Source organism: Methylacidiphilum infernorum V4 (assembly GCF_000019665.1).
GTDB lineage: Bacteria > Verrucomicrobiota > Verrucomicrobiia > Methylacidiphilales > Methylacidiphilaceae > Methylacidiphilum > Methylacidiphilum infernorum.
The window spans coordinates 1,652,728-1,669,381 of record NC_010794.1 but is presented as its reverse complement, the minus strand read 5'-3'; the positions used below and the strand labels follow the sequence as shown (position 1 = coordinate 1,669,381).

Here is a 16,654-nt window from a genome sequence, read left to right as displayed (position 1 = left end):
GAAAAAAATTATAAAGAGAGGATTCAATTCCGCTACTCTTTTACAAAAAACAAAGATAGAATAAAGCTCTTGGAATCTCTCCTGCTTTTTAGACATTAAGGTCAAAACAGGGAAAAAAGTTTAAGAAGTAAACGATGGATCTTTTGAAACCTTCAGAGAAACAAAAGCTAGCCAAGACGCTTAATGCCTTCGATCTTTTTCTTCTTGGAGTAGGTGCCATAATCGGTTCGGGCATTTTCGTCCTTACAGGGGTTGCCGCAGCAAGGGAAGCAGGACCGGCTTTGAGTATATCTTTTGTTTTTGCGGGAATCGTTTGTCTTTTTACCGCGTTCGCCTATGCGGAATTTTCTTCTGTTATTCACTCTGCGGGCAGTGCTTATACTTATGCCTATAGGGCTATTGGCAGGTTCGCCGGATGGATTACGGGTTGGTGCCTGATTTTGGCTTACCTCCTTACGGGTGCCGTGGTTTCCATAGGTTGGTCGGCTTACATGGTTGATCTCCTAAAGGCTGTGGGAATCGTCGTTCCTTTCCAATTTGCCCACGCTCCTTCGGAAGGAGGAATGATGAACGTTCCGGCCATGGGCATAGTCTTTTTGATGGCTCTTTTGCTTTCTAAGGGTGTTAAGGAAAGCGCTTGGTTTAATCATTTTATCGTGGGATTAAAATTAGCGGTTATCGTCCTTTTCATTTTTGTAGCCAGCCGCCATCTCAACATGTCTAATTGGGTTCCCTTTATGCCTTTTGGATGGAAAGGAGTTATGGGTGGAGCTGCTTTTATCTTTTTTGCTTACCTCGGTTTTGATGCGGTTTCGACCACCGCGGAGGAGGCTAAGAATCCTGGGAAAGATTTACCCCTTGGCATTATCGGTTCTCTTGTGTTTTGTACCTTTCTTTACATATTGGTCGGGCTATTGTTAACGGGGGTGGTCTCTTACAAGAAACTGGATGTAAAAGACCCCGTGACGTATGCCTTGATGCAAGTTGGAGAACGTCTAACAGCTTCCGTTGTCAGCGTGGGAGCTTTAGGAGGGATCACGTCGGCTTTGCTTGTAAATATGTATGGGCAGAGCAGGATTTTTTTTGCCATGTCCCGTGATCGGTTCTTGCCTCCATTTTTGGAAAAGTTGCATCCCAAGTTTAATACTCCTTACAGGATAATATTGAGTTCTGGCTTAATCGTAGCCTTGCTGGCCGGTTTTACTCCGATACATACCGTGGCTGAACTGACCAATGTCGGGGCGCTGACCGCCTTTATCATGGTTTCGGTATCCGTTTTAGTGATGAGAAAAAAAAATCCCGAACTTATAGCTCCTTTTAGGGCTCCGGGAATGCCATGGACGGGTATTCTTTCGATTTTGAGTTGCTTTTTTTTGATTATTCATCTCAGCAAGACTACTCTTATTGCCTTTGTAGGTTGGCTTTGCCTTGGCGCCGTCCTGTATTTTTTTTATTGGAATTATCCCGCCAGAAAAGAACCCAAGAACATTGCTCCCTTGTAAGCCCTGGGAAAAGAACCATTGTATTCGTCGGTAAGCCTTCCTAGATTTTGAAATTTTTTCTCCCTATAGCCAAGGAGGGCGGTTCTGACAGAAGCCAAGCCTTTAGATTATGCCCGGTTTCTTGCCAAATGCGGGCGCAGAATTTTGGAAAGTCGGATTCCCAGGAGAATAAACATGGTCTCGGTCCCTATTTAAAAAGGATCCTGGACTTTTCCTGAATTTTTCTTACAAGAGAATCATCCTTCTTTAAATAATCCATTGTATAAAAGAGCATCGAGGTTCAAGTTCCTTCCCCCTCTCGCTTGGTTAGGGAGAAGTGGTTGGGGGCAGCTGTGCTCTAGTTTACTCAGGGTTTGTGACCGATGAAGACAATAGTTCGGTATTTCATTTCTATTCCTCGAGGCGTAGCCAGCCTGGCTAAATTCCCCTTCATTTTACGGATTATCTTTCTTTTGGCTTTTTGAGGAATACCCGCTAAAAAATTACCGAAATCGCTCGCTTCAAAAAATTCTATGACCTTCGAAGGGGAACTTAAGTAGTGGATATTTTCTTCGACGTAAAGATGATCTATAGAAAAACCGCTTTGAATAGCCGTTTTTTCGAGTTGTTCCTTCGAGATGTAATAAGGAGTGACGAGCCGGTCAGAGGGAATTTTCCCAAGCGTTTCTTGAATCGATTCCATGAGGATAGAGTATACTTTTGAATTCTGCTGCTTGTCCCCCATGCTTATTCCCAGCCTGCCTCCAGGTTTAAGAAGGCGAAAAATCTCTTCGAATACTTGCCTTTTATTCTCTATCCAATGCAAGACATAGTTAAGATAAACCACATCGAAGCTGTTGGAGGGCAAAGAATAGAGTTGGTCGGAGCTTGCGACCCGAAAATAACAGTTCTTGGCCCCTTTTTTTTGAGCGAGCTCTATTCTATAGGGCGAAGGATCGATGCCGAGCACAAAACCTTGGGGTGAACAAAACTGGGCAGCATATGCGGCCAGTTCTCCGCTACCGCATCCGATGTCTAGGACCTTATCTTTTGGGTTAATATTCAAGAGATCGACAAGTTTCTTTCCTTGTTGATATTGAGCTAGGCTTAGCCGTTGATAGGATCGGGCCAGGGCAGGAGTATCCCTAGAGGCTTTAACCGAGGGACTGGAAGCAAAACTTTGAATCGTCTCCCGAAAAGCAAATAGGCATAGACAGCCGCAGAAAAGGGTAAAACTTGGCTTTATCATGATCGTGGCAGGCGGGCATCAACCTATTGTATATCCCTCATGCTGCTTAAAAACAACAGGATAGAGAACGAAACAAGAATTGAAAAAATAGTGTTGACAGAGCTTAGAAAAAATTCCAAGTAAAGGAAAGTGAAAAAAGTAGGCTCCATTCTTTCCTTGCTGTCGCTTTTTGGTATTTTGGGCCTCCACTGGATTTTAATTCTCTTTGTTGCCTACGGAAAGATGATCTCTAGCTATTCATCCAGTTACGGGGTAGAAAGTGGCATAACAATGACATTTGATGGGAAACATCCCTGTTCCATTTGTAAAAAAGTTTCCAAGGAGCAATTCAAAGAAGCAAAGAAAATGGCGTGGTCGAAATCCTTGAAAAAAGCATCACCCATGATTACGCCCGCTTTGTCTATCGAAGTAAAAAGGTACAATCTTTTGTTGCAAACCCTGCACCAGGTTAAGCAAGTTCCTGATTCGGTTTGTCTCCCGTTCCGTAATCCTCCCCCTAAGTCCTATTCTTAAATTCGATCAAGCTAGGCCATGGAGGAGCTTTGCAATCGCCCTCTTGTTCCCATGTAAGCGTTTGCCCTTTTGTGTGTCGGCAAAGTTTTAGGGAAAGAAAGCCTAGCAATCAGCTTTGTTCGGTCGCTGAGCATCGGCTTTGCCTTTGGCTCTCTACCATTTCGTTTCAAAAACCTTCTTATAAGAATAATGGACAAGGGGTTATGAATAGACAAGAGTTTGAAAAATTTTTTGAAGAATATCACAAGGATGCCTATAGATTTGCCTTGTCGCTTTGCAGGCAACCTGATCAAGCTTGTGATTTAGTGCAGCAGGCTTTTGTTCTTCTTTATACTCATAAAGAAAATTTAAAGAACGCTTTGAAAGTCAAAAACTGGCTTTTTACCACCTTGTATAGGTTGTTCCTCCGATCGAAGAAGAGGGAAGAACGCTATCAATACATGGGTATTGAAGAGATGGAAAATTTCCTTGTGGAGGAAAACAAAGGAGAAATAACGGTTGATTGCCAGTATGTCCTGGACTGTCTTTTCCAGCTTGATGAGCCCTATAGGATTGTTCTGCTTCTCTATTACATGGATGAACTTTCTTATCTAGACATTTCTGAAATATTGAACGTGCCTATAGGAACGGTGATGTCTAGAATATTTCGTGCAAAGAAGTCGTTACGCAATTTAATTCTTGCCAAAGGGTCAAACAAAGGGAAAAATAAGAGGTTAAAATTAGAAATATAAAGAGGAACCATGGGGTCGAAAAAGATTGTCCATAAGGCTTTGAATAAAGAAAAGAGGGATAAATTGCCTAAAAAGGACAGATCTTCGGGGTTGAGCTTAGCCCGAAAACAGCTCTTCAGGGAAGAAAAAGAAGATCATTTAGAGGGGATGATCAGGCACTGTCTGCAGCAGATCAGCCCACCTGTATTTCTCAAAGAAAATGTTCTTGTTGCCATAAAACAGATCGAGGATAAGGACTGTGGCTAAGATTTATCCGTTTTAACTCCATCAACTTCCTCATGGAGAACAAAAAAATTAAAATCTGTTACGATTGTTAAGTTATTGTTACAATTGTTAATTTTTTCGACTCCTATTGACCGCTCCTTTGCCTTTTTTGTAGACTATCCCCGTTGGTTGAACAGCGATGTTTTTTTCTCATGCTTAAAAGTTATCTTTTCATGACGATAGGGGCGAAGGGGGGAACGGGGAAAACCACGGCTATGCTTCTCATTGCCGACTGGCTTCTATCCAAGGGAAAAAACGTTCAGATCATTGAAGCCGATTTAGAAAATTCCGGAAAGGCAGGGGGGATAAGCCATTGGTTTGAAGATTGCCTGAGGGTTGATATTCGCAGTGCCAGGGAGTGCGACATGATTTTGGAAACGGCTGCAGAAAATGAATATACCCTTGTCGATCTTCCCGCCAATAGTGGAGCCGAAATCAAGGGATGGTGGAAGGAGCTGATTACTCCCCAGGTCCTTACGGAAATGAAAGTAGAGGTGATAGCCGTGGGATCGGTTACCCCTTATCCGGGATCTGCTGGAGGGATTTTCGATTGGGCTGCTGTTTTTCAAGACTCTTGCAGGTACCTGGTTGCAAAAAACATGATGCATTCAAAACTTGCCCATTTCAGCGATTATTTTGATTCTAAGGCCGGGCAGCAATTTAGAAAAAGTTATCTGCCTATCGAGATTAAAATCTCAACCCTCTTGCAAGAAGCGATGCAACAATTGGTCAAAACGGGATCAAGACCATCCCTCCTCGCTCATGACAACTCGGTTCCTATTCTTCTCAGGCAACGGGTCAAAAATTGGTTTCAACCCGTATTTGATCAGCTCGAAGATTCAAGAATCTTTTCCCACCCCTTCAAGGGGAATATCCCGGTGGCTTAACAGCCTTCGTTTTGCAAAGTTTAAAATTCCGGATAATTTGTATAGAGCCTTTGTGAAAAGAAGGAGGGAAAATGCGCTCGGGACTGGCTATCCTACTTTTCTTTACATGGCTTTTATCCCCTTTTTCTTTATTGGGTAAAGCAAGTTATTGTGATTGCGAAGGAAAAAAAATAGTAATCATAAAAAACGGAAAGGTTTTGAATTCCACCGATAAAGAGGCCCAAGAGGTATTAGAACAAATCAATCAAGAGATTGTTTTTCTTGAAGAATGGCAAGATGTGCTTTGGGAAAGGATTTCTCGGCTTCAATCCCTTTTCCTGGAAGAACAAAGGGAGTTGTTCAAGATCCAGCAATCGCTTTTTAAAGATCTTAAAGATTCTCTAGATCCTTTTTTGGAGGAACAAAAACCTCCTCGACGCACTTTACCTCAACCCAAAAAACGGTTCCCTTTTTCCCGGGGTGAAGCCGTTTTAGTTTCTCATGGCCCCTGGGATTGATCGTTCTTTTTCATCGCTGAAGGGCTTTCCCATGGGAGGAGTTTTTCCTGGCTAGAGCGAGCCGATCTCTTGTAAACAAGAAGAAAGTGGACTTAAAAAGGGATCAAAGATACCTTTCAAGAGCCTTTCTACAGGAGGGGAATCCTTTCTTCTTCCATCCATTTATGGTACTCGATTAAAGGAAGATCGCCGGGGCGCAAGTAAAGAGATAAACTGGAGGAAATCGGGGGCAGTAGCCAGGGTCTTTGGCTTTCTATGACACGCTTATCTTCTTCCATTATCTGGAGTTGAACTTCTTCGTAAATGGGATCACGCTGGGGATTTTTATCGAAGTTACGGGCTATTTTCCAAAACACCTTGCTTTCGTTGTAAGACAAGGGGGAAACAAGTTGAACAAGGACCCATGCTTCTGCCTTGTCGTTTTCTTTGCGTAAATGAATCCAGTTAGGCCCGGCGGACACCGTGTAATGAACAGGGGACAGTTCTCCTTCTTGGGCGATGTCGGCCGTGCTGAACCCCGATGAAGGGGCCTTTTTTCGCTGGAATAGGGTAAAAGTTGAGCGTATAAATCCTGTTTCCTTAGTGACCTTGTGTTCGGGTGCTTCTACGAGGTCCGGATGCCCAATGGTTGAAGGATGAACCCATGCGAAATGGGTATCGTCGAGCTGTCCTAGAACAATTCTCTGTGGAGTTGCCCGCCAGTGGCTTTCTTTCCATTTTCCTCCATCCAGTTGATGAAAATCCCGATCATCGAACTCCTTGAAATGGGGAAGGGGATACTTTTCCTTTGCTCCAAGACATACCCAAATCATTCCTTGGGATTCTTGGGTGAGATAAGAACCTATCCGGGCGTCCCTAGGAATGGGAAGGTTGCGCCGGGAGGGTATTTCTACGCAGCGGCCTTCTTCATTATAGAGCCACCCATGGTAAGGACACCTCAAGAAACTGTTTTTTTCTATTTTACCCCTGGAAAGAGCGGCACCAAGATGACGGCAAAGATCATCGAAACAGCTGGCTTTTCCATGGAGACGGGCCAGGACAAGACGCTTTTCTAAAAGCTGTATTCCTAGAGGCTTGTCCAACAAAGAGGAAGAAGGACATACGGGAAGCCAATATGAAGACATCGAGGAGGAGTAGGCCTTGAGTAGGGAAGCATTTTCTTCTAAAAGGGAATATTCATTCATCAAGATACATAAAAAGTAATCCATTTGGATGGGGATGCCAAGGAACAGGACTCGGTGAGGGTAACTTCTTTCCCAGTGGTTCGGGCTATTTGTTAAACTTCAAGGAACTTTTTCTTTTTGAGCGGGTTGGTTATAGTTTAAAAAGTTTTCTCTTCTTGTGCGATCGTCAACCTTTAGTTATGAAGACCGATTTTGATCTTGGAAAAAGGATGGTAGCTTTTGCTTTCTTTTTTTTGTTTTCTCTTTCTTTGGTGCGCGCCTCGACCGAATATATTGCCTATGAGCACCCAAAACTGAAGATTGGAAAAGGAGGCAAGGTAGTCAGGATAAAGAATGTGGATGTGTGGCTTGAGGGGACACCGGCCATGCGTTATTGGATTGATGGCGTCCTTAGGGACGAACGCACGACAGATAGCTGGGCTAAGGTGGACAAAGAAAAAAGAGAGGCCATAAAAAAAGCTGTCGATAAAGCCAAGGATAAGCATGCAAATGGGGTGGTTAGAGTCTATTCGAAAGTCTTGAGAGAAAGAAGACGAGAAACCTATTATGATTCTATGGGAATGGGTTATGGGTATGGGATGTTCGGATATCCCTTTGGATTTGGAGATCCATTTTGGGGACCGGTGGGGTATCCCGGTTGGGGAATGGGTTATGGTGGACCGGTCCAAAGTTCTACCCAAATCGTCACCGTCTATCATATTAGGTCAAAATTTGATATTATCCATTACCCTACCTATTGATGATTGCTTGCAGAAATTTTTAAAATTTTTTGGAGGATATATTGAATAGGCTGAATCAGTTTCCACGAAAATGAATTTTTAATCCTTTCAATTTCTTTTTCTTTTTCGGCCAACTTTTGAATCAGTTTTTCTTCCAAGGATTCGAAGCTTGTTTCGTTAGACCAAAAATTCTCTTTCTGATCGGGAAAGAATACAGCCCCCCCCGAATCTTTAATCCCAGGACTGATTTCAGCCGTTGTTCCGGCGACAATCGGTTTGCCGATAGAGCTCCCTTCTTCAACGGATTTGGTGATCATGCAGACCGAATTGAAAAATTCGATTTTATAAATTTGAGAAAGGGTGTCATTTCCAATGTTGATGTCATAAAGTTTTTCAAATTCTTTTAACAGCTCCTTTCTTTCCTTTGCTACGGCCCAATGTTGATAATTGATAATGTCCACCAACTTCTTGAGAAATCCCATGGCGGAGTAAGGATAAAAAAGTCCTCCTTCGAACTCTTTCCAATAGCTACAATGGAGGTCTTCTATGAGATAAATCCCCTTGTTTGCTAGATGAGGGAAGTAAAGGGCGAAGTTTTTGATTATATCTGAAGACTTATGTGATCCATCGTCGATGATAAGATTATAGCTTGAAGTTTCAGCAAGGATCTTGTTTTTGGTTTCTTCACGGCATGAATCCCCGGTGACAATGCGGATTTTAGGATCTGAAAAAATCAGTTCTTTGCAACGGGGATTAATGTCACATCCCACTATTTTTAGAGCATTTTCAAAATATTTAGACCAAATTTCAAGGGATCCTCCGTTTTGGACCCCAATCTCCAACAAGTTAATGGGCAGGTTCCTAAAAGGCGCAAAAGCGGAGTCATAGATTTCAAGATAAGAAGTCCACTTATGGGCTATCTTTTCCTTGTGTTCCAAGTAAAGCTGTATAAAGCTCTTTTGCATTACAGAGAAATGTTAGGAATCGGGGCTTAAACCAAGCTTGATATATAATTAAAATGATTCTAAATGGATGATGAAAAGAAAAAAAGAAGAATTATTTATTGAGAGCGGACAGGGATAACCTTGGATCCCTCGATTTTTGCTTCATCTGGAGGGTTGAGAACTATGTCATCCTGGGGATCTATCCCCTGTAAAATTTCTACTTTATACCCATCGTTATTCCCTACTTCCACTTTTTTGAGATGGCAACGGTTGCCTTTATCCACGGTAGAAACGTATTGTTGGCCATCTTTAATGAAGAGGGCATTTACAGGAATAGTCCACGGGGCTATGCTCGGAACTTTAATGGAAACGATGACATAGAGTCCTGGAAGCAGTTTCATGTCGGGATTTTCTACGTCGATTTCCGTAAGCAGGGTCCTTGAGGCTGATTCTAATCCATAGGATGTCCTAACCACTTTGCCTGGGTAAATTTTCCCGCGTTGTTCAGGAACGATAACTTCGGCAGGCATGCCTTCGTTGATCGACAACGAATAGGTTTGGGGAACGGCGACATATATCCTTAAAACATCGATCTGGGCAATGCGGTAGAGTTGTTTCTGGGCGCCTTGGACCGCTTCGTTTTGCCCGGCAACGAGTGTTCCAATATCGATATTCCTGGCCGTAATTACCCCGTCAAAAGGGGCTGTAACTTTTTCGAAGCTCTGCCACTGAAGCAACTTGTCCAGTTCGGCGACAGCGGCTTCGTAATTTGTTCTTTGAACGTCATATTCTTGGGCTGATACGGCACGGGTAGCGGAAAGGTTTTTCCATCTTTCGTAACTGATCCTTGCGATCTCGGCTTTGGCTCGAGCGTGTTCCACTTCCTTATCTACTTCCGGGGCATCGATTTCGCAAAGAAGCTGCCCCGCTTTAACCTTATCCCCGATGTCCACGTACCATTTTTTGATATAGCCGTTTACTCTTGACCAGATAGGAGTTTCGTAGAAGCCTTGAGTCGTTCCGGGTAAAGTCAAAGAGACAACCGGTTTCGATTTTTCCGGGTGTACCACGTGAACATAGACGAGTTGGGAAAGGCGAAGATTGGATTGAAGTTCAAACCAATTTAAGATCCTTTGACCCAAAGAAAAGACAAAAAAAAGAAAGAAAAGCCCACCGACGATGAACAAGGGATTTTTTTCTTTGAAGGATCTTAAGATCCTCCCGGTTTTTCCCTTAAAGAAGAAAATCATGGAACGTAAAAAAAGGTGTTCTCTTTTTCCTTTGGTTTGGACAAGGTTCTTCTCTGCTTTTTGTTCTTCCTTTGTTTCATGCATTCTGAAGGTCATGGTGATTCACGTCTAGGGTTTTCGCTGTCGAATGGTGGTAAACATCGAAGGCACAAAAAACAGGGTGCCCGCCGTTCCTAAAAGCAGTCCTCCAATAACGGCCCGCCCCAAAGGGATGTATTGCTCTCCCCCTTCCGATAGCCCCAACGACATGGGAAGCATGCCTATGATCATGGCCAAGGCTGTCATGCAAATGGGTCTGAACCGGGTAAAACCCGCCTCTAGCGAAGCTTCAAGCGGAGACAGCCCTTCCCTGACTCTCTGGTTGGCAAAAGTAATAAGAAGGATGCTGTTTGAAGTGATGACTCCAACAGCCATAAGAATGCCCATGAGCGAGGGAACACTAAATGTTGTTCGCGTGAGAAAAAGCATCCATAAAACTCCGCAGGCTCCAATAGGCAGGGCTGTAAGAACGATAAAGGGTTCTCGCCAGGATTGAAAATTTACTACCATTAAAAGGTAAACCAAGATAATGGCAAAAAGAATTCCAAATTCCAGTTGCTGGAAAGCGCTGTTCATGCTGGAAGCTTGTCCGGACAAGATGATCCTGTAAAGAGGGGGAAGTTTTTTTCTCAACGGATCGAGTTTTTTTTCTATGTCAGAAGCAACCGCCCCAAGGTCCCTGTCTTGAACATTGCAAAGGATATCGAAGACGGGCTTCATCGTCGAATGACTCACCATGGCCGGTTCTGTTGTATGGATCAATTTGGCGACATTGGCCAAAAGTTCAGGATTTAACACGTTACCAAGGAGGGTTTGCGTGGACTCGACGGGAGGCGAAGCCCCTACCAAAAACGGGGTAGTAATCGAAGTTAAGGGAAAATTCAATAGATCGTTTATGGAGTTGATCTTCATCTGCGGGCTGAAGACGAGCAAGGGATAGTTGATCGTTGTTTTTGGGTCTGGCCAATAGGTAGGTTTGACCATGTAGCTGGTCGACAGTTGATTGAGCACGTTGTTGGCCACGTGGATTTGAAAAAGGCCCATCTCCACGGCCCTGACTTTGTCTACCTCGAGGTGAAGGGTGGGATAGTCGAATCGTTGATGGATGTGGCCGTCCACTATCCCGGGAATTTCCTTGATTCTGGAAAGAGATTCGAGGGCAAATTGATACGTAAGCTTGTCGTCGGTGCCGATAACCTGGATGTCGATGGGAGCAGGTACGCCAAAATTGAGGACTTGGTTAACCATGTCGGCGGGCTGAAAAAAGAAGATACAATCCGGAAACTCTTTTCTTAGAATTTTTCTTATTTTTTTCATGTAGAAGGCGGTAGGGCGATGCTTTTCCTTTAAATTAATCATGATTTCCCCATCAAAGGAGCCTTGGTTCATGGAGTCAGACATGGCAAGGGTGGCCATGAAATAGATCGGTAGGCCCGTGTTATCCACCATCGTTTCGAGTTCTGCAGGCGGAATTATTTTTTTTATAGACGCTTCAATCCGGGAAAAATACTCCTCTGTTTTTTCCAGGCGCGTTCCCGTGGGGGTATAAACATGCAAACGCATGATTCCCGCATCCACCGTCGGGAAGAAATCTCTGCCAATGAAAGGAAGGGTGAGAAGGCTTCCCGTTATGAAAAAAAACACGCCGATGTAAAATTTCTTCCTGTTGCATAGAACCATCCTTAAGATTGTTGCATAGGATAGGCGCAATCTTTCAAAGTTTCGGTAAAAAGAAGCTTGGATAGGATAAAAAAAGGAGAAAAGCCGGTCTATCCTGCTTTCTTTATCTTCCTTGGATTCGAGCAAAAGAACCATCGCGGGGACGAGGGATCGAGACAATACGTAGGAAAAAAGCAAGGCAAATACGACGGCAAGGGCCATGGGGATAAAAAGGTATCGAGGAGGACCGTCAAGAAAAATGACGGAAGTAAAGACTATGGAGATGGATAGCGTTGCGACTAGCGCAGGCAAGGCAATCTGTTGTGAGCCATCCATAATGGATTGCAGGGGAGGTTTCCCTAATTCCTTGTTCCGGTGAATGTTTTCAATTGCCACCGTTGCATCGTCGACGAGTATTCCCACCGCTAAGGCCAGGCCTCCAAGGGTCATCAAGTTTAAGGTATGGCCTAGTAGTTTAAGAAGAAACAACGCCACAAAAATACAAAGAGGGATTGATGTCAATACGATGAAAGAGCTTCTTGGGCTTCTGAGGAATAAAAGGATCATGAGCCCTGTCAGGATTGCAGCCGAGCCGGCCTCAAACACCACCCCTTTTATAGCGGCACGAACAAATATGGATTGATCGAAGAGTTCTTGAATTTTTTTATCTGGATTTGCTTTGCGGATTTCGGGGAGAAGGGATTTGATCTGATCAACGATTTGAATAGTCGAAGCCCCCATGGTTTTGAGCGTGGTCATCAAAATGCCATGAACACCGTTCAATCGGACCAAGTTCACTTGGGGGACCCCTCCATCATGGACTGTCCCCACGTCCCGAAAGTAGATTACTCGATCATTGATGTTTCTTCGAACATAAGCAAAATCAGTATCAAAAACTCTTTTTATAGGAAAATCATTGATTTCGAAAAGATTCTTTGGGACATTGTTGAGGGTGACAAAATAATCCCTATCCCCGATTTTGACATCCCCGGAAGGATAATTCAGAACCTGCCCGGTAAGAGCGTCCACGGCATCCTGGGCTGAAATCCCCCTGGCTAGAAGTTGATGAGGATCCAGGTCCACGGTCATCCACCTTACAATTCCGCCCCATGGAGGGGGGAACATTGTTCCTTTAACGGATAAAAGATCACGGCGCAGCTGCCAGATCGTATAGTCATAAAGAGCGGGTTCAGAGAGAGAGGAGCTTGAAACAGCTATCTGTAGAACCGGGACGGATGAAGCATTGAATTTAAAAATGAGGGGAGGAGTCGTCCCAGGAGGCATTCTTTTGATAATGGGTTGGAGAACGGCGGTGATTTCGGCAACCGCCATGGAGATGTCCACGTAAGGCTGAAAATAAATTTTACTTACCGAAAAACCAAAATAGATGTTCGAATCTATTCGCTTGACCCCGTCCACGTAATTGGCGATCTGATAATCGCTAAATGTCGTTATATAATTGGCCATGTCGGTAGGGACTAACCCCAAGTATTGCCAACTGACCACGACAACGGGAATGTTAATTTCGGGAAATATATCGGTGGGGGTTGTTTTTAGGGTAAAAAAACCGAGGAAAAAAATGAGAACGGCTAATACTCCGATTGTATAAGTTTTTTTTAAAGAAAGCTTGACGAGCCACATAGCTTGAGCTAGGAAAACGAAATTTTTTAAATAAAAAAATTAATTTATAAATTAAAATTATGTAAAATTTAGCGAATGTATAATACGGATAAAGAGTTTTCTCTTTTTATTTTATTTTCAATCCTTTTTATTCTCTTGGAATTCTCGAGTTGCGCTCCCTTTACCGATGTCAAAATGGAAAGTATAAAAAAGCAGCCCTCTTTTTTAAAACTGATGGCAAAGCCCCAAGAATACAGGGGGCAGAAGGTTTTTCTCGGTGGAACCGTTGCCGCTGTGAATAAGAAAAGAGGCAAAACCTACATGGAAATCATCGAACTTCCTGTCGATGATAGCGGTAGACCCCTGATCGATTATCCTTCGGAAGGCCGCTTCATAGCCGAAATCTCCCATGATATGGATCCAACATTATTTGGAGAGGGGACCCCCGTCACGGTTAGGGGAAATGTCATAGGGAAAGCTCAAGGTTTAATTGCTGAATCGTTTTTCCCTCTTGTCCAGGTAAAAACCATTATTCCTTGGAAAGAATCGATTGTTTATGGGAAAAATTCGACGAATTGGTTTGACCAGCCCGAGGGGAACCTTCACGCTTGGGGATGGGGACCGGGAGCCTACTGGTGGTAAGTCCTTTGTTGTCAACCTCTCTTGTAAGGGGTATAAATCAACTAGGAAGGCACTATTTCAAGAGATTTAAGGGGTCATCTTTTTTCTTGATAACTACTATTTAAAAGAGGAGGAGCTGATGCTTGGCTTTGATTCTTCCCTTTTCTACGCATTAACCCAATTGGGGGTTGTGCTTTTAGTATTTTTCCTCCTCTCTATCTTGGGGAAGCCGGTGCGGGGTTGGGTTGCAAAAAGGTTGAGGGCAGAACCGGCAGATAAACCGGCTGACTTTATAAAAAAAGGGATTTGCTCAAGTTTATGGGTATCTTTCTGGACGGCTTTTCTCTTTTCTCTTTCTATTGGGGTAACCCTCTTTCTTACTTTCTATCTCAATAAGAAGTTTTCTTTGGATCTTCCCTTTATAGGACTGTTTTGGGGATTATTTCTTGGCTGGTATGTAGCTTTTGTCTTTTTTTTATTTCGCTTGGCTAAAACCAACTTGGAGTTTGTTAAACGCAAGTTTGGAAACGGCGAGCAGTTTGGGAACATCGTTATTAGCAGGATTGCCCGGGCCATTTATGTCGTCATTCCAGCCGTCGGCATGGCTGGAGCCATAGAAATCTATCCTTTCCCCTCCCAGGTACGATTGGTGCTCAATAAAATTCTTGAAATATTGCTGATTGTGTTATTGGCTTATTCTTTTTTCGAACTGGTTTCAGTTTCCGGGGAATTTATTATCTATAAATGGCGAAAAGCGGAAAACGATTTTACAAAGAGGAAGGTTTATACCCAGGTTAGGGTCATCGAAAGGATTCTCTATTTTTTTATCATCCTTTTTGCCGTTTCTTCCGTGTTGATGTTATTCCCTGAAGTGAAACACATCGGGACAAGCATGCTTGCTTCCGCGGGTGTTTTAGGCATCATCGTCGGCTTTGCCGCCCAGCACATTTTCTCAAATATATTTGCAGGAATCCAACTGGCTATTACCCAACCTATTAGACTGGGAGACGTCGTGGTCGTCCAGGGTTATTGGGGAACTATTGAAGAGATTACCTTGACCTATGTCGTCGTGCATGTATGGGATCATCGGAGGTTGGTCTTACCCATCAGTTATTTTACCTCTAATCTTTTTGAAAATTGGACGAGGAATTCTTCGGAACTGTTGGGAACCGTCCATATTTATGTTGATTATTCCATAGCCGTTGATCCTCTGCGCGAACATCTCCAAGCCATTCTTTCCCATTGTCCCCTTTGGGACAAGAAAGTAGCCTCCATCCAGGTCACCCATGCAACCGATAAAGCAATGGAACTGCGTATCGTGGTGAGTGCTGAAAATTCCTCCAAGCTTTGGGATCTTCGCTGTTTTGTTCGAGAAAAAATCATCGATTATCTGCGGCAAAATTATCCGCAAAGCTTACCCAAATATAGACTTGATCTTGTTAACCCGGAGCTCAAGGAGTAAGAGTTGAAGGAAGAGAAAAGGAAAGATGAACAAGGAAAAAAGGTTGATCGTTGAACCCATGATTCCTAAGCCGAGGGCAAGGGAAGAAATTCACCAAGCCGTGACCTTAATCATAGAAAAATTGAACTTAACCCCTGGGTCAAAGGTCCTTGATGTTCCCATGGGTCCGGGGGCATTGAGCGTCTACTTGCATCATCAAGGCTACAAGGTCTATGGAGCGGATATCGACCTGCATCAGTCTGCAGCGATTGAACCCTCCATTATTCGGAAGAGGGCCGATTTAAACAAGGCCATTCCTTTTGAAAGTGATTTTTTCGACCTCGTTGTTTCTCTTGAAGGCATTGAACATCTAGAAAACCCGTTTCAATTTGTCCGGGAAGTTTCTCGAGTCCTTCGCCCGGGGGGCTATTTCATTCTTTCCACGCCTAATATTTGTAACCTTGAAGAACGGCTCAACTATCTTTTCCGTGGCTGTTTTTATAGGTTCATCTCTCCGGAGGAATTTAAACAGAACGGCAGCGGCTTCGATCATCAGAACCTTATGACATGGGTTGAAATGAAGCAGATTCTCGAATGGAATGAGCTCAAGCCGCTTTTCTTGGAAAAAGACAAGATCAAATGGAAGCAGCTTATTTTTCTTTGGCCTATCGGCCTTCTTGTTTGGTTTTATGGTCGGCTTCAACCTCCTGAGAGAAGAAAAAAATACTGCATGGATGACAATGAATCTTTTGCTGTTATTTTTGGAGGAAGCAGTTTGATTAGCGTTTCGAGAAAATCCCTGGGTAAGAAAACATGAGCACCTATGCGATTTACGATTCGGTTCTTGAAAAAATTAAAAAAAAGGGCCGTTTTTCTTCTCAAGCCAGGCTCTTGGATATTGGAAGCGGCAAGGGCGAACTTATTCGGCAGGTAAAAGAAAAATGGGATTTCCATACTTCTGCCTGTGATTACACGGACAAGCTCATGGAAGTGGAGGGCCAGAAAGTCGATATTGTCGATCTTAATACGGATCCCTTACCTTATGCTGATCATACTTTCGATATTGTCACTTGTACGGAAGTCATCGAACACCTTGAAAATTTCCGTAGGCTTTTGAGGGAGATTTACAGGGTGTTAAAATCCCAGGGATTGGTTATATTGTCAACTCCTAACCTGTTGAACATTAAATCTCGAATCCGCTTTTTTTCTTTCGGGTTTTGGAATCTTTTTGGTCCTCTTCCTTTTGATCGTATCCAGAGAGAGGACACGGATGGACATATCAGTCCTGTCCATTTTTTTTACATTGTCCATGGCCTCCACGAAGCGGGTTTTTCTCATATAGAGGTATCCACGGATAAATACCAGCGGTCTTCGATTTTTGCCCTTTCCCTTTTTTATATCCCCATCAAATTCTTGGGGGCCGCCTCTTTTTTCAAGGAGCAATGGAAATACCGGACTATTCAAAAAGAGAACCTCCCTTACGTCAAGCTCGTTAACTCCCTTGATCTTATGCTAGGGCGGACGGTCATTGCCACGGGGCTAAAACCTTGAACCT

Annotated in this window: 16 protein-coding genes; 11 read left to right on the top strand and 5 right to left on the bottom strand. The window is 43.5% G+C overall.

The features are described from left to right. The first annotated feature begins 134 nt into the window (after positions 1-134). Entirely contained in the window at positions 135-1,502 is a 1,368-nt protein-coding gene (locus MINF_RS07900) for an amino acid permease (RefSeq protein ID WP_012464124.1), read from the top strand. A gap of 346 nt (positions 1,503-1,848) precedes the next feature. Here MINF_RS07900 and MINF_RS07895 read toward each other — a convergent pair whose 3' ends face one another. Beyond that, the gene (locus tag MINF_RS07895; RefSeq protein ID WP_079200439.1) at positions 1,849-2,730 is read right to left on the bottom strand and encodes a class I SAM-dependent methyltransferase; all 882 of its coding nucleotides are present in this window, start codon (positions 2,728-2,730) and stop codon (positions 1,849-1,851) included. 129 nt (positions 2,731-2,859) lie between these two features. Here MINF_RS07895 and MINF_RS07890 point away from each other — a divergent pair, with 129 nt between their 5' ends. From MINF_RS07890 to MINF_RS07870, 5 genes are all read left to right on the top strand, one after another. Continuing rightward, entirely contained in the window at positions 2,860-3,243 is a 384-nt protein-coding gene (locus MINF_RS07890) for a hypothetical protein (protein WP_048810274.1), read from the top strand. A gap of 203 nt (positions 3,244-3,446) precedes the next feature. Beyond that, positions 3,447-3,974, top strand: coding sequence for an RNA polymerase sigma factor (locus MINF_RS07885; RefSeq protein WP_148205203.1), 528 nt, complete (start codon positions 3,447-3,449; stop codon positions 3,972-3,974). Between the two features lie 9 nt (positions 3,975-3,983). Then, the gene (locus MINF_RS07880; RefSeq protein WP_012464117.1) at positions 3,984-4,220 is read left to right on the top strand and encodes a hypothetical protein; all 237 of its coding nucleotides are present in this window, start codon (positions 3,984-3,986) and stop codon (positions 4,218-4,220) included. Positions 4,221-4,390: 170 nt separating this feature from the next. Beyond that, positions 4,391-5,125, top strand: a complete 735-nt coding sequence (locus MINF_RS07875; protein WP_048810273.1) for a nucleotide-binding protein — start codon at positions 4,391-4,393, stop codon at positions 5,123-5,125. 197 nt (positions 5,126-5,322) lie between these two features. Further along, positions 5,323-5,622: a hypothetical protein gene (locus MINF_RS07870; protein ID WP_148205202.1), complete on the top strand. Its 300-nt coding sequence runs from the start codon at positions 5,323-5,325 to the stop codon at positions 5,620-5,622. A 128-nt stretch (positions 5,623-5,750) separates the two neighbouring features. Here MINF_RS07870 and MINF_RS07865 read toward each other — a convergent pair whose 3' ends face one another. Beyond that, complete coding sequence (locus tag MINF_RS07865) at positions 5,751-6,806, bottom strand: aromatic ring-hydroxylating oxygenase subunit alpha (RefSeq protein ID WP_148205201.1); 1,056 nt, start codon at positions 6,804-6,806, stop codon at positions 5,751-5,753. A 179-nt stretch (positions 6,807-6,985) separates the two neighbouring features. Between MINF_RS07865 and MINF_RS07860 the strand changes: the two genes are divergently transcribed. Next, on the top strand, positions 6,986-7,546 hold the full coding sequence (locus tag MINF_RS07860) for a hypothetical protein (RefSeq protein ID WP_048810272.1): 561 nt from the start codon (positions 6,986-6,988) through the stop codon (positions 7,544-7,546). Here the strand turns inward: MINF_RS07860 and MINF_RS07855 are convergent. From MINF_RS07855 to MINF_RS07845, 3 genes are all read right to left on the bottom strand, one after another. Then, on the bottom strand, positions 7,540-8,490 hold the full coding sequence (locus MINF_RS07855) for a class I SAM-dependent methyltransferase (RefSeq protein ID WP_012464112.1): 951 nt from the start codon (positions 8,488-8,490) through the stop codon (positions 7,540-7,542). The two genes, MINF_RS07860 and MINF_RS07855, sit on opposite strands and share 7 nt — an antisense overlap. 95 nt (positions 8,491-8,585) lie before the next feature. Further along, complete coding sequence (locus tag MINF_RS07850) at positions 8,586-9,815, bottom strand: efflux RND transporter periplasmic adaptor subunit (RefSeq protein WP_012464111.1); 1,230 nt, start codon at positions 9,813-9,815, stop codon at positions 8,586-8,588. Positions 9,816-9,827: 12 nt separating this feature from the next. Next, positions 9,828-13,058 (bottom strand): efflux RND transporter permease subunit, encoded by a 3,231-nt coding sequence (locus MINF_RS07845; RefSeq protein ID WP_012464110.1) that lies wholly within the window; start codon positions 13,056-13,058, stop codon positions 9,828-9,830. A gap of 75 nt (positions 13,059-13,133) precedes the next feature. Between MINF_RS07845 and MINF_RS07840 the strand changes: the two genes are divergently transcribed. The 4 genes from MINF_RS07840 (at position 13,134) to MINF_RS07825 (ending at position 16,650) form a co-directional block, all read left to right on the top strand. After that, complete coding sequence (locus MINF_RS07840; protein ID WP_012464109.1) at positions 13,134-13,679, top strand: Slp family lipoprotein; 546 nt, start codon at positions 13,134-13,136, stop codon at positions 13,677-13,679. 118 nt (positions 13,680-13,797) lie between these two features. Next, the gene (locus MINF_RS07835; protein WP_012464108.1) at positions 13,798-15,120 is read left to right on the top strand and encodes a mechanosensitive ion channel family protein; all 1,323 of its coding nucleotides are present in this window, start codon (positions 13,798-13,800) and stop codon (positions 15,118-15,120) included. Positions 15,121-15,145: 25 nt separating this feature from the next. After that, positions 15,146-15,916: a class I SAM-dependent methyltransferase gene (locus MINF_RS07830; protein ID WP_012464107.1), complete on the top strand. Its 771-nt coding sequence runs from the start codon at positions 15,146-15,148 to the stop codon at positions 15,914-15,916. Then, positions 15,913-16,650, top strand: coding sequence for a class I SAM-dependent methyltransferase (locus MINF_RS07825; protein ID WP_012464106.1), 738 nt, complete (start codon positions 15,913-15,915; stop codon positions 16,648-16,650). The genes MINF_RS07830 and MINF_RS07825 overlap by 4 nt, the downstream gene beginning before the upstream one ends. Positions 16,651-16,654: the final 4 nt, after the last annotated feature.